The 12,199-nt window shown below is 65.2% G+C and carries 12 protein-coding genes; 5 read left to right on the forward strand and 7 right to left on the reverse strand.

Features of this window, described 5'->3' with window-relative positions:
- Positions 1-59: 59 nt before the first annotated feature.
- The gene (locus ACFSX5_RS14275) at positions 60-1,010 is read left to right on the forward strand and encodes a substrate-binding domain-containing protein (protein ID WP_386834324.1); all 951 of its coding nucleotides are present in this window, start codon (positions 60-62) and stop codon (positions 1,008-1,010) included.
- A 261-nt stretch (positions 1,011-1,271) separates the two neighbouring features.
- On the opposite strand, the gene ACFSX5_RS14280 is transcribed toward ACFSX5_RS14275, so the two are convergent.
- From ACFSX5_RS14280 to ACFSX5_RS14290, 3 genes are read right to left on the reverse strand one after another with little or no spacing between them, the layout of a single operon-like run.
- On the reverse strand, positions 1,272-1,472 hold the full coding sequence (locus tag ACFSX5_RS14280) for a heavy-metal-associated domain-containing protein (protein WP_386834326.1): 201 nt from the start codon (positions 1,470-1,472) through the stop codon (positions 1,272-1,274).
- Between the two features lie 3 nt (positions 1,473-1,475).
- Positions 1,476-1,886: a Cu(I)-responsive transcriptional regulator gene (cueR, locus tag ACFSX5_RS14285; RefSeq protein WP_386834327.1), complete on the reverse strand. Its 411-nt coding sequence runs from the start codon at positions 1,884-1,886 to the stop codon at positions 1,476-1,478.
- On the reverse strand, positions 1,883-4,141 hold the full coding sequence (locus tag ACFSX5_RS14290) for a heavy metal translocating P-type ATPase (RefSeq protein ID WP_386834329.1): 2,259 nt from the start codon (positions 4,139-4,141) through the stop codon (positions 1,883-1,885). The genes cueR and ACFSX5_RS14290 overlap by 4 nt, the downstream gene beginning before the upstream one ends.
- A gap of 350 nt (positions 4,142-4,491) precedes the next feature.
- Between ACFSX5_RS14290 and ACFSX5_RS14295 the strand changes: the two genes are divergently transcribed.
- Positions 4,492-4,641 carry a DUF1127 domain-containing protein gene (locus ACFSX5_RS14295; RefSeq protein WP_386834331.1) on the forward strand — a complete coding sequence of 50 codons (150 nt, stop codon included), beginning with the start codon at positions 4,492-4,494 and terminating at the stop codon, positions 4,639-4,641.
- A gap of 63 nt (positions 4,642-4,704) precedes the next feature.
- On the opposite strand, the gene ybaK is transcribed toward ACFSX5_RS14295, so the two are convergent.
- Positions 4,705-5,178: a Cys-tRNA(Pro) deacylase gene (gene ybaK / locus ACFSX5_RS14300; protein WP_386834332.1), complete on the reverse strand. Its 474-nt coding sequence runs from the start codon at positions 5,176-5,178 to the stop codon at positions 4,705-4,707.
- A gap of 37 nt (positions 5,179-5,215) precedes the next feature.
- Complete coding sequence (locus ACFSX5_RS14305; protein WP_386834334.1) at positions 5,216-5,419, reverse strand: hypothetical protein; 204 nt, start codon at positions 5,417-5,419, stop codon at positions 5,216-5,218.
- 120 nt (positions 5,420-5,539) lie between these two features.
- Between ACFSX5_RS14305 and ACFSX5_RS14310 the strand changes: the two genes are divergently transcribed.
- Positions 5,540-6,439 carry a LysR substrate-binding domain-containing protein gene (locus ACFSX5_RS14310; protein ID WP_386834336.1) on the forward strand — a complete coding sequence of 300 codons (900 nt, stop codon included), beginning with the start codon at positions 5,540-5,542 and terminating at the stop codon, positions 6,437-6,439.
- Between the two features lie 78 nt (positions 6,440-6,517).
- Here ACFSX5_RS14310 and rhaI read toward each other — a convergent pair whose 3' ends face one another.
- Positions 6,518-7,807 (reverse strand): L-rhamnose catabolism isomerase, encoded by a 1,290-nt coding sequence (gene rhaI / locus ACFSX5_RS14315; RefSeq protein WP_386834337.1) that lies wholly within the window; start codon positions 7,805-7,807, stop codon positions 6,518-6,520.
- A gap of 151 nt (positions 7,808-7,958) precedes the next feature.
- A complete protein-coding gene (locus tag ACFSX5_RS14320) occupies positions 7,959-10,058 on the reverse strand; it encodes a bifunctional rhamnulose-1-phosphate aldolase/short-chain dehydrogenase (protein WP_386834338.1) in 2,100 nt (699 codons plus the stop codon).
- A gap of 175 nt (positions 10,059-10,233) precedes the next feature.
- Between ACFSX5_RS14320 and ACFSX5_RS14325 the strand changes: the two genes are divergently transcribed.
- Positions 10,234-11,040: a DeoR/GlpR family DNA-binding transcription regulator gene (locus tag ACFSX5_RS14325; RefSeq protein WP_386834340.1), complete on the forward strand. Its 807-nt coding sequence runs from the start codon at positions 10,234-10,236 to the stop codon at positions 11,038-11,040.
- A 40-nt stretch (positions 11,041-11,080) separates the two neighbouring features.
- Entirely contained in the window at positions 11,081-12,073 is a 993-nt protein-coding gene (gene rhaS / locus ACFSX5_RS14330; protein WP_386834341.1) for a rhamnose ABC transporter substrate-binding protein, read from the forward strand.
- Positions 12,074-12,199: the final 126 nt, after the last annotated feature.

Consider the following 12,199-nt stretch of genomic DNA (forward strand, 5'->3'; position numbering starts at 1 on the left):
GCCCGCTAGGGCGGGGTAAAACCGGCGCCGTGCAAGGCGCCAACTATGGGAGGACTGAAATGTCTCTGAAGACAATCGCGCTGGGCCTGCTGGCCACCAGCGCCCTGGTCGGCGGCGCCATGGCGCAGGACGAGCAGATCAAGATCGGCGTCTCCATTCCAGCCGCGACGCACGGCTTCATGGGCGGCCTCAACTGGCACGCCCAGGAAGCCGAGAAGCGCCTCGAGGCCCTGCATCCCAATATCGACCTGGTGATCGTCACCGCCGATGGTCCGGAAGATCAGGCCTCGGACCTCGAGGACCTGGTGTCGGTGCAGCAGATCGATGCCCTCGTGGTGCTGCCGTTCGAATCCGAGCCCCTGACCGAGCCCGTGCGCGCCGTGAAGGACGCCGGCGTGTTCATCACGGTGGTGGACCGCGGGCTAACCGACCCGTCGATCCAGGACGTCTATGTCTCGGGCAACAACACCGAGATGGGCGTCAACTCCGCCGAGTACATGATGAGCCGGCTCGGCGAGGGCGACAACATCGTCATCCTGCGCGGCATCCCGACCGTGCTCGACACCGAGCGCTTCGACGCCTTCATGTCGACCATCGAAGGCTCGGGCATCAACGTGCTCGACGACGAGTTCGCCAACTGGAACCGCGATGACGGCTTCGAAGTGATGCAGGACTTCCTGTCGCGCTTCCCCGACATCGATGGCGTGTGGGCCCAGGACGACGACATCACCCTGGGCGTGGTGGAAGCCATCCGCCAGGCCGGTCGTGAAGACGAGATGTTCGTGGTCGGCGGCGCCGGCATGAAGGAAATCGTCAAGGGCGTGATGGATGGCGACCCGCTGGTCCCCGTCGACGTGCTCTATCCGCCGGCCCAGATCGCGACCGCCATGGACGTGACCGTCGCCCACTTCACCTCGAACGGCCCGGTTCTCGGCGAATACATCCTCGGCTCGCCGCTGATCACCCAGGAAAACGCCGAGCAGTTCTACTTCCCCGACTCGCCGTTCTGATCCCAACGCAGGACGGAAAAGCAAAGGGCGCCGAGAGGCGCCCTTTGTGCTTTGTGGGTGGAGGTCTCAACGAGGTCGGGGCGCGAACCTGCTGCTGTTTCGGTGTTCAGGCATTACCCGCCACCTCACGGTGCTGCCCTCGAACTTGATCCGAGGGTTTTTCTGCAGTTCGGCGGGCGTTGTGAGCGGCCCTCGGGTCTAGCCCGAGGGCAGATCGGGGGGGGGCGGAGTAGAGAAGGAGACGCGTGTCCGCGCCTCCGCTCACGCCGCTTCGGGCGTGTAGCCGGCTTCGCGGATGGCCTCTTCGCCCTTGGCGCGGTCGCCGGTGAAGCTCACCTTGTGGGTTTCGAGGTCGACGTTGATCTCGGCGCCGGGCAGGGCTTCTTCCAGCGCCTTGCGGACGGTGCCGACGCAGTGATTGCAGGTCATGTCGTTGACGGTGAGAACTGTCTTTTCGTTCATGGCTCAGTGTCCTTTCGTGGTCTGGGTCTCGCCGGCGAGGTCGTCGAGAATGGGGCAGTCGGGGCGGTTGTCGCCGCTGCAGCAGTGAACGAGGTGCTGCAGGGTGCGGCGCATGCCTTCGAGTTCGGCAATGCGGGTTTCGAGTTCGGCGATATGGGCCTGGGCGATGTCGCGAACCTCGGCGCTGGCGCGGCTCTTGTCGCGCCAAAGGCCGAGCAGGGTGCCGGTCTCCTCGATGGAGAAGCCGAGAGTGCGGGCCCGCTTGACGAAGCGGAGGATGTGAACCTCGTCCTCGCCATAGACCCGGTAGTTGCTGTCGGTGCGCGCCGGCTTCGGCACGAGTCCGATACCCTCGTAGTAACGGATCATCTTGGCGGAGACGCCGGAAGCGCTGGCCGCTTGTCCGATATTCATGTGCGGGCTCCTTTCACCAGGCGGAGGCGCTGGGCGTTGCCGACGACCAGCACGCTCGACGCCGCCATGGCCCCGGCTGCCAGCATGGGCGACAGCAGCAGGCCGAAGGCGGGGTAAAGCAGGCCGGCCGCCACCGGGATCAGCAGGACGTTGTAGCCGAACGCCCAGAACAGGTTTTCTTGGATGTTGCGCATTGTGGCGCGGCTGACGGTGATGGCGTCGAGCACGCCGCGCGGATCGCCGCCGACCAGCACCACGTCGGCACTCTCGATGGCCACGTCCGTGCCGTTGCCGACGGCGATGCCGACATCGGCTTCGGCGAGAGCCGGGGCGTCGTTGATGCCGTCACCCACATAGGCGACCGTGCGGCCATTGTTGCGGAGGCCACGAACGACTTCGGCCTTGTCCGCCGGCAGCACTTCGGCGCGGACCTCGTCGATGCCGAGTTCGCGGGCGATGGCGGCAGCGGTGCGGCGGTCGTCACCGGAGATCATGGCCGTCTTCACGCCCAGCCGGTGCAGCGCGGCGATGGCCTCGGCGCTGCGTGGCTTGACCACGTCGGCGACGACGATGGCGGCGGCGGGCTTGCCGTCGATAGCGACGAACACGGCAGTGCGGCCGGCCTGGGTGACCTGTTCGGCCGTGCTGCGGAAGTCACCGAGATCGAGGCCGTCGAGCAGGCGCGTGGAACCAACCTGGACGAGCCGGCCGGCGATGGTCGCGGCAATGCCGCGGCCGGGCAGGGACTCGAACCGTTCGACGGGCGGGATGGCAAGCCCAGCCTGTTCGGCTGCCGTGACGATGGCGGTGGCGATCGGGTGCTCCGAGCGGGACTCGGCGGCGGCAACCAGCGCCAGCACCTCGTCGTGCTCGAAATCACCATCGAGGATGATGTCGGTGAGGACGGGCTTGCCGACGGTCAGCGTGCCGGTCTTGTCGAAAGCGACCATGTCGGCCTGCTGCAACTGCTGCAGGGCTTCGCCGCGGCGGAAGAGGACGCCCAGTTCGGCCGCCCGGCCGGTGCCGACCATGATGGCGGTCGGGGTAGCCAGACCCATGGCACAGGGACAGGCGATGATCAGCACCGCCACCGCGTTGACGAGGCCATAGCTCAGCGAGCCGCCCCAGATAGTCCAGGCTGCGAAGGTGACCAGCGCCACGAGGATGACGGCCGGCACGAACCAGAAGGTGACGCGGTCGACCACCTGCTGGATCGGCAGCTTGCCCGCCTGGGCGTCTTCCACCATGCGGATGATCTGGGCCAGCACCGTGTCGCTACCGACGCGGGTGGCGCGGAAGCGGATGCTGCCACTGGTGTTGATGGTGCCGCCCGTGACGCTGGCGCCTGCGGCCTTGGTGACCGGAAGCGGCTCGCCCGAGAGCATCGACTCGTCGATATGCGCCTCACCATCGATGACGGTGCCGTCGACGGCAATCTTCTCGCCGGGGCGGACGACGATGATGTCGCCGACGCGAACGTCCGAAACATCGATGTCGGCGGTGGCGCCGTTGCGCTCGACACGCGCGGTGCGCGGCTGCTGGCGCACCAGCCGCTGGATGGCTTCGCCGGTACGCCCCTTGGCGAGGGTCTCGAGCAGACGGCCGACCAGGATCAGCGTGACGATCACCGCGGCCGATTCGAAATAGACGTTGCGTGTGCCCGGTGGCAGCAGCTGCGGCGCAAAGGTGACCACTGTCGAATAGAGCCAGGCGGCGCCGGCGCCGAGCGCCACCAGCGAGTTCATTTCCGGAGCGCCGCGCAAGAGGGCAGGGACGCCGATGCGGAAGAAGCGCCAGCCCGGCACGAACAGCACGAAGGTCGCGAGCGCGAAGTAGATGACATAGAGAGCGTCCATGCCGACCAGATCCATCAGCCACATGTGAAAGGGCATGTAGAAGTGGCCGAGCATCTCGGCGGCAAAGAGCGGAACGGTGGGGATTGCGGCGATCAGGACGTCGCGCCGCAGCACGGCGGCATCCTCGTCGTGATGGTGATGGCCGGCATGGTCGTGCCGGTGTTCCGGAGCGGGCGCGACGGTGGCCGTGTAGCCGACCTTGCCGACAGCGGCGAGCAGGGGCGCCGCATCGGTGGTGCCGGCGAGCTCGACGGTAGCGCGCTCCGTCGCCAGGTTGACCGAAGCCGACTTGACCTCCGGAACCTTGAGCAGGGCTCGCTCCACCCGCGCCACGCAGGAGGCGCAGGTCATGCCGGAAATGTCGATGGAAACAGTGTTGTTGTGGACGTGCTGGTTCATGGCTCTTACCTCGTCCCCAAGCATATAGAGCTTCCCATGATGGGAAGGTCAAGGGCCAACACGCATTGCCCAAATCGTACGCATCGGTACCCTCATCCGCGCATGGCAGGCTGGAGTTGCCGCATCACTCTCGCCACCAACCCATTCAGGTGAGGCGCGCAGAAACTTTCATGTTTTCAGCAACATGCCGAGTGAGACGACCGGGTCTGGCCGCGGGACGGGCTTAACACCGGATACAAACATGCCTCTTCGCTGTGCACGGACTGCATAACGGATGTGCAGTTGAGCCAACTACTAATCACGACCGGCCGACTCTACATAGGGGTCATCAAGCGAAGGGGAATTGAGAAATGAACATCCGTCAGCGTATCGCCAAGTTTGCCCAGTACCAGCGCACCATGCGCGAGCTCAGCGCGCTCGATCAGCGTCAGCTGCAGGACCTGGGTATCACCCGCGGCGACATCAAGGCCATTGCCAGCGGCACCTACGTCGGCAACTAAGCCTCGGCCCTAAAGGCTGAACTGAAAAGGCGTCCATCCGGGCGCCTTTTGCTTTTTCGGGATTCAGCGGACGAGGTCGGCGGTCCTGGCGCCGAGGAAGCGGACGAGGTCGTCCGGCTTCATACGGATCTGCAGGCCGCGCTGGCCGCCGTTGAGGTAGATCTCGTCATAGAGGGTGGCGAGTTCGTCGATTGCGGTGGGCACCACCTTGCGCTGCCCGAGCGGGCTGATGCCGCCCACCTTGTAGCCCGTCAGACGTTCGGCGTCGGCGGGCTTCATCATATGCGCCGACTTGCCGCCCAGCGCCGCTGCGAGCTTTTTCATGTTCACCTCCTCGTCGGAGGGGACGATGGCGCAGACCGGCTTGCCGTCGAGCTCGGCCATCAGCGTCTTGAACACGACGCCCGGCGAGACGCCCATGGCCTCGGCCGCCTGCAGCCCGACGCGCTCGGCATTGGGGTCGTAGTCGTAGCTGGCGAGTTCGAACGAAATGCCGGCTTTGGCCAGAGCCTGGGTGGCGGGTGTCGTCTTGGACATGCCACCCTTCTAGGACAAAGCCGGCGGAGCGCAAGCGTCAGCGCTCGAGATGCGGTTTCAGCGCCCAGCGGGGATCATCGGCGGGGCTTTGGTATTCGTCCATGCCGATGTCGCGCAGCACGTGCGGCGACAGGCTGAGGGACTGGATGGCGCGCCGGCGGCGTGCCGCTTCAGGGGGCGTGCCCACGGCCGCGGCAGGCAGGGTCAGCACAAACCCCAGGAGGCTCGGAAAGGTCATCATGTTCGCATCCGCCAGGCTTATGACCTGGCGTCCTCGCGTCGTTGACATGCTCTGCAGAATGCGCCTGTTTGTCGAGGCACTCCAACCAAGCGTCGATAAGCACGCATAAGGAGATTTGATGTGAGCAGTCTGCCGCCGCTGACCGCCGTGCGGGCATTCGAGGCCGTGGCGCGGCATCTGAGCTTCACCCGCGCCGCCGACGAACTGGGCATGACGCAGGCGGCAGTGAGCTACCAGATCAAGCTGCTGGAGGAGCGGCTGGGCGCGCCGTTGTTCCTGCGCCGGCCGCGGCAGGTTGCGCTGACCGAGCTCGGCGCCCGACTGGCACCGGAGGTGTCGCGCGCCTTCGACACGCTGCGCGAGGCCTTCGCCGAGTCGCGCGACCGTGCGGAGGGGACGCTGTCGCTGACGGTGGTGCCGACCTTCGCCAGCCGATGGCTCGCGGCGCACATCGGCTTGTTCCAGCTACAGCGTCCGGACCTGGCGGTGCGCATCGACACCGCCGCACATATCGTCGATTTCACCCGCGAGGAGTTCGACGCCGGAATTCGCGCCACTCACAAACTGGCAGCCGGCCTGATGGGCGAGAAGCTGCTCAAGGTCGAGTTCACGCCCATGCTGCACCCCCGCCTCGTCGAGGAGTACGAGGTGCGCGAGCCGGCCGACCTGCTGCGGGTGCCGCAGATCTCGCTCGATGATCCGTGGCTGCCGGCGTGGCTGCACCTGGCGGGAGTTCCCGATGTGGAACTGCGGCAGAAGGCCTTCGTCCGCCTCGGCACGCAGCAGTTGGAGGCGGCGGCAGCGATGGCCGGCCGCGGCGTCGCCATGCTGACCCCGCCCTTCTATCAGGACGAGATCGCCGCCGGGCGGCTGGTGCAGCCTTTCGCGACCGTCGGCTGGGAAGGGCACTACTATTACTTCGCCTACCCGGAGAGCCGGCGGAACTGGCCCAAGATCAAAGCTTTCCGCGAGTGGATCGTTGCGGCGACGGCGCCGCTCAGGGCGCTGGAGCAGACCTGAGGGCGCCTGCACAAACACGAAGGCCCGGCAGTGCTGCCGGGCCTTCGGTCTCGTCGTCTCGGGAGGAGCGAGGAGAACTCAGACGATGCCGCTCGAGCCGGCTTCGACGGCCGGGCGGATCTCCGCGACCTTCTGCCGATAACCGGCAGCGCGGTAGGTGGCGAGCAGGTCGATGGCGCCGCCGTTTTCGAGGCGCGCCATGGCCAGGATCGGCTCAACATCGGTGCGGTAGGCAAGGCGCAGCGCCTGGGTGGCGCCGAGCGCGTCATTGCCTTCCTGCGCCGCCTTGAGTCCGGCACGGTCGACCAGCAGCGCCTGCGCGTAGGCGCGCTGCACGTCGGCAGCCGACAGCATCAGCGATTCGATCGGGTCGGTGACGTTGTGCGACTGGTCGAGCATGTGGGCCGGGTGGAAGTCGCTGTAGCGCTCCTCGGCATCGACCAGTTCGTTGAAGACGAGGAACAGCCGGTAGGGGTCGATTGAGCCGGCGTCGAGATCGTCGTCGCCGTACTTGGAATCATTGAAATGGAAGCCGCCGAGCTTGCCGAACTGGGCAAGGCGGGAGACGATCATCTCGATGTTGACGTTGGGAGCATGGTGGCCGAGATCGACGAGGCAGAAGGCCTTCTCGCCCAGTTCCTTGGCGATGATGTAGTTGGTGCCCCAGTCCTGCACGACGGTCGAATAGAAGGCCGGCTCGTACATCTTGTGTTCGGTATAGATGCGCCAGTCGTCGGGGAGTTCGGCGTAGATCGCCTTCATCGCGTCGAGATAGTGCTCGAACTGGGTGGCGAAATTGGTCTGGCCCGGGAAGTTCGAGCCGTCGCCGATCCACACGGTCAGCGCCTTGGAGCCGACCGTCTTGCCGATCTCGATACATTCGAGATTGTGCTCTATTGCCTGCTGGCGCGTGGCCGCGTCGGAGGCGGAGAGCGAGCCGAACTTGTAGCTCTGGAGCTGCCCCTTGGCGTCGGCGAAGGTGTTGGAGTTCATAGCATCGAAGCCGAGGTTGAAGCGGCTGGCGGCCTGCTTCAACCGGTTCGGATCGGCCTTGTCCCACGGGATGTGGAGCGAGACGGTGTGCGTCGCCTGCGTGAGCTGGCTGATGACGGCGCAATCTTCGATCTTGTCGAAGATGTCGCGCGGCTCGCCGGCGCCGGGGAAACGGGCGAAGCGGGTGCCGCCGGTGCCGACGCCCCAGGAAGGGACGGCGACGTTGAAGTCGGCGACCTTGGCCTTGATCGCGTCGATGCTGACCCCGCGGCGGTCGAGCCGCTCGCCGAGCGACTCGTAATCGCGGCGGAGGTCGGCCTCGCGCTTGCTGTTTTCGGCTTCGACGATGGTGGGGTCGATGATGTGTTCGGTCATGGGTTTGTGCCTCCCTCGGCGACCCCCTCCCTCGATCCCTCCCCTCAAGGGGGAGGGAAGAAAAGGAGCCGCAAACTCTGTGCTTGTGTAGGCCCACCCTCTCCCCTGAGGGGAGGGCCGGGGAGGGGGTCCTTAGACCCCTTCGTAGAACTTACCGCGGGAACGACTGGGCGTTGCCGGCGTCGACGTTGAGGATGTTGCCGGTGGACTTGGCCGAGGCTTCCGAGGCGAAGAAGTAGATGGCCTCGGCGATGTCCTCGGGGAACACGCTCCGCTTCAGCATCGAGCGCTGGCGATACATTTCCTCAAGGCCGTCCTTGTCAGTCTTGTAGGTCGAGGCACGCTGCTCGAGCCACTCGCCGGCCCAGATCTTGGAGCCGCGCAGGACGGCGTCGGGGTTGACGACGTTGACGCGGATCTGCGCTTCGGCGCCTTCAAGCGCCAGGCAGCGGGCGAGGTGGATCTCGGCGGCCTTGGCGGTGCAGTAGGCGGCAGCGTTGGGGGAAGCGGCAAGGCCGTTCTTGGAGGCAACGAAGACGACATTGCCGCCGATCTTCTGCTGCCGGAACAGCTTGAAGGCTTCACGCGAGACCAGGAAGTAGCCCGTGGACAGGATGTCCATGTTCTTGTTCCATAGCTCAAGCGAGGTCTCTTCGATCGGCGCCGAGGAGGCAAGGCCGGCGTTGGAGACGAGGATGTCGAGCCCGCCGAATTCCACCACCGCATGGGCAAAGCCGGCGATGACCTGCTCTTCCCTTGTGACGTTGATGTTCACCGGACGAACGAAGTCCTTGCCGAAGACGCCGGCGAGTTCCTCGGTGGCGCTGTCGAGCGCGGCCTGGTCGATGTCGGCGAGGACGACGCAGGCGCCTTCGCGCAGGAGGCGAGCGGCAGTAGCCTTGCCGATGCCGCCGGCACCGCCGGTAACCAGGGCAATCTTGCCGGCGAGAGACTTCGGCTTCGGCATGCGCTGGAGCTTGGCTTCCTCGAGCAGCCAATACTCGATGTCGAAAGCTTCCTGCTCGGGCAGACCCTGGTATTCGCTGACGGTCGAGGCTCCGCGCATCACATTGATGGCGTTGACGTAGAACTCGCCGGAGATGCGGGCGGTCGCCTTGTCCTTGGCGAAGGTGATCATGCCGACGCCCGGGATCAGGTAGACGACGGCGTTCGGGTCACGGATCGCCGGGGAATTGTCGTGCTTCGACCGCTCGTAATAGGCGGTGTAGTCGGCGCGATAGGCGGCGATCTGGTCGGCAAGGCCGGCGATCACGGCATCGACGTCCGGATTGGCCGGATCGAAGTCGATCACCAGCGGCCGGATCTTGGTGCGCAGGAAGTGGTCGGGGCAGGAGGTGCCGAGCGCTGCGAGCGGACGCAGGTTCTTCGAGTTGACGAATTCGAGCACGGCATCGCTGTCGTCGAAGTGGCCGAGCTTGTGGCTGTCCTCGGAGATGAAGCCACGGATCTTCGGCATCAGGCGTGCGGCGATGGTGCGGCGCTGATCGGCAGGCAGGGAGGTGACGGCAGCGCCACCAAAGATGGTCTTGCCTTCAGTCTGCTGCTCGAACCACTCGATCGCCTGGTTGATGATGGCGATGGTGGTTTCGTAGCACTCCTTGGGTGTGTCGCCCCAGGTGAACAGGCCATGAGACTCAAGGATCACGCCCTTGGCCTCGGGGTTCTCGAGGCAGAACTTTTCGAGCCAGAGGCCGAGCTCAAAGCCCGGCTTCTTCCACGGCAGCCAGCCGATGGTGTCGCCGAAGATCTGCTGCGTCAGTTCGCGCGAATTCTTCGAGGCGGCGATGGCGATGATCGCATCCGGGTGCATGTGATCGACATAGGGCCGGTTCACATAGGCATGGAGCGGGGTGTCGATGGAGGCGGCGCGTGGGTTGAGGTTGAAGGTGGCGTGGGGGAGATAACCCACCATCTCGTCTTCGAACTCGACACCGCGGTAGAGACCCTTCAGGGCGCGCAGCTTGTCCATATAAAGGGTGGCGAAGCCGTCGAGCTTGATGGAGGCGTTGTCGCCACCCGAGCCCTTGACCCACAGCACTTCCACATCCTGACCGGTCAGCGGGTCCTTCTGCCAGATCTTGGAGGAGGTGTTGCCGCCACCATAATTGGTGACGCGCTTGTCGGAGCCGAGCAGATTGGAACGATAGACGAGGCGCTCGGGCTCGCTCATGGCGGCAGCCTTCGCATCGTCCCACAGATTTGCAAGGCGCTTCGGCGCAGCAGTGGACATGAATTCCTCCGGACAGGCTATTGGGCGTGGCGGGACATGGCCACGATCTTCAAACACTGTCAATCACAAACAATCATGTTCGCGCACGACGTGCGTGAAACGGCCAGAAGCAATCAGTTCATGATTGACAATGATCGGAGCAGCCTCGTAGGAATGCGTCAGGGAGATAGCAGCCTTGCACGAAACGGAACGCCACCGCGTGATCCTTGCCGCCGTTCAGGCGCGGTCATTCGTGACCGTTGCCGAGCTGTGCGACGTCACGGGTTCGTCCGAGGCGACCATTCGCCGCGACATCGCAGCTCTCCACATGAAGGGCCTGCTTCGGCGAGTCCGGGGTGGGGCGGAGGCGGTGAACCCGCCGGAACAGTCGGCCCTGGTCGGGCGGCCCTTCGCGGTGAGCGAAACCATCAACATCGCGCAGAAGCGGGCAATCGCGCGCGCGGCGGCCGATATGTGCCGCGACGGTGAGCCCATCATCATCAATGGCGGCACCACCACCTACCAGATGGTGCATCACCTGACCGGCAAGCGGCTCAGCGTGTTCACCAACAGCTTCGCCATTGCCGAGTTCCTGATCCACAACTCGCGCAACAGCGTCGTTATCCCAGGTGGCACGATCTACCGCGAGCAGAACGTCATTCTGTCGCCCTTCGGCGGGGTGGTAGCGTCGCACTTCTACGCCAAGCGCATGTTCATCGGCTGCCAGGGGATCGGGGCGCATGGCCTGATGGAGGCCGACCCGATGGTGGTACAGTCCGAACTCGCCCTGATCGGGCAGGCGGACGAGCTCATCGTGCTTGCCGACTCTTCCAAGTTTTCCGGACGCTCGAGCCTCATCCTGTGCGGGCTCGACCGCATCGCCGCCGTCATCAGCGACGCCGGCATCCGCGACGAAGACCGCCAGATGCTGGAAACGGCTGGGGTGCGGCTCATCGTGGCGGATACAACAGCCCAGGCCAACCGGGAAGCAACGGTTGCCTGAGCATCATGAAGACCACCTCATCCCAGGGAGGGAGAAACCTATGAAGCTTCTGAAACTGCTGGCCGCCACTTCGGCCGCCGCCGTGCTGCTCGCCAGCCCGGTTCTTGCCCAGGACCAGACCCGCATCGCGCTGGTCGTGAAGTCGCTCGGCAACGGCTTCTTCGACGCCGCTGCCAAGGGCGCCGAGGAAGCTGCCGCCGAACTCGGCAATGTCGAGCTGATCTATACCGGCCCGACCGCCGCGACGGCCGAAGCGCAGATCGAAGTCGTCAACTCGCTGATCGCTCAGCAGGTCGACGCCATCGCCATCTCCGCCAACGATCCGGATGCCCTGGTGCCGGTGCTCCAGCGCGCCATGCAGCGCGGCATCAAGGTGCTGAGCTGGGACTCCGCCGTTGCGCCGGAAGGTCGTCAGCTGCACCTCAACCCGTCGGACACCAACCTGATCGGTGAGACCATCATCAAGCTGGCTGCCGACCACCTGCCCGAGGGCGGCGATGTCGCCATTCTGTCGGCCGCCTCCACCGCGACCAACCAGAACGCCTGGATCGAGGCTGCCAAGGCCGCCATTCCTGAGAAGTTCCCGAACATCAACCTCGTGGCGGTTGTGTATGGGGACGATGACTCGGTGAAGTCGACCGAGGAAACCCGCGGTCTGATCTCGGCCTACCCGGATCTCGACGCCATCATCGCTCCGACCACGGTTGGCGTGGTTTCGGCTGCCCAGGTGATCACCGACCAGGACCTGATCGGCCAGATCAACGTGACCGGCCTGGCTCTGCCGAGCGAGTTCAAGCAGTTCATCGATAACGGCGCCTCCAAGGGCGTTGCGCTGTGGAACCCGATCGACCTCGGCTACTCCGCTGTCGTGCTGGCGCACGCGCTGGTGCAGGGCGCCGAGCCCGGTCCGGGCGTGACCATGTCGCTCGGCCGCATGGGCCAGGTGACGCTGGACGAAACCAGCGCCGGCCCGATGGCCGTGCCGTTCACTTTCGACAGCAGCAACATTGCCGAGTTCGCCACGTACTTCTAAGCGACTTGGTGCAGCGGCTCGGCGCCCAGGCGCCGGGCCAGCATTCCGACTGACTGCCATCCGCTTCGGCGGATGGTCCCTTTTTTGATCCTGGCACGACCCGGATCGCCCGGTTTACGGGCATTG

The sequence above is a fragment of the Devosia albogilva genome, from assembly GCF_042685625.1.
GTDB lineage: Bacteria > Pseudomonadota > Alphaproteobacteria > Rhizobiales > Devosiaceae > Devosia > Devosia albogilva.

Excerpts from the sequence above, each read along its gene's own strand:
- ACFSX5_RS14275 (WP_386834324.1), top strand. The coding sequence starts at position 60 with ATGTCTCTGAAGACAATCGCGCTGGGCCTGCTGGCCACCAGCGCCCTG.
- ACFSX5_RS14280 (WP_386834326.1), bottom strand. The coding sequence starts at position 1,472 with ATGAACGAAAAGACAGTTCTCACCGTCAACGACATGACCTGCAATCAC.
- cueR (WP_386834327.1), bottom strand. The coding sequence starts at position 1,886 with ATGAATATCGGACAAGCGGCCAGCGCTTCCGGCGTCTCCGCCAAGATG.
- ACFSX5_RS14290 (WP_386834329.1), bottom strand. The coding sequence starts at position 4,141 with ATGAACCAGCACGTCCACAACAACACTGTTTCCATCGACATTTCCGGC.
- ACFSX5_RS14295 (WP_386834331.1), top strand. The coding sequence starts at position 4,492 with ATGAACATCCGTCAGCGTATCGCCAAGTTTGCCCAGTACCAGCGCACC.
- ybaK (WP_386834332.1), bottom strand. The coding sequence starts at position 5,178 with ATGTCCAAGACGACACCCGCCACCCAGGCTCTGGCCAAAGCCGGCATT.
- ACFSX5_RS14305 (WP_386834334.1), bottom strand. The coding sequence starts at position 5,419 with ATGATGACCTTTCCGAGCCTCCTGGGGTTTGTGCTGACCCTGCCTGCC.
- rhaI (WP_386834337.1), bottom strand. The coding sequence starts at position 7,807 with ATGACCGAACACATCATCGACCCCACCATCGTCGAAGCCGAAAACAGC.
- ACFSX5_RS14320 (WP_386834338.1), bottom strand. The coding sequence starts at position 10,058 with ATGTCCACTGCTGCGCCGAAGCGCCTTGCAAATCTGTGGGACGATGCG.
- rhaS (WP_386834341.1), top strand. The coding sequence starts at position 11,081 with ATGAAGCTTCTGAAACTGCTGGCCGCCACTTCGGCCGCCGCCGTGCTG.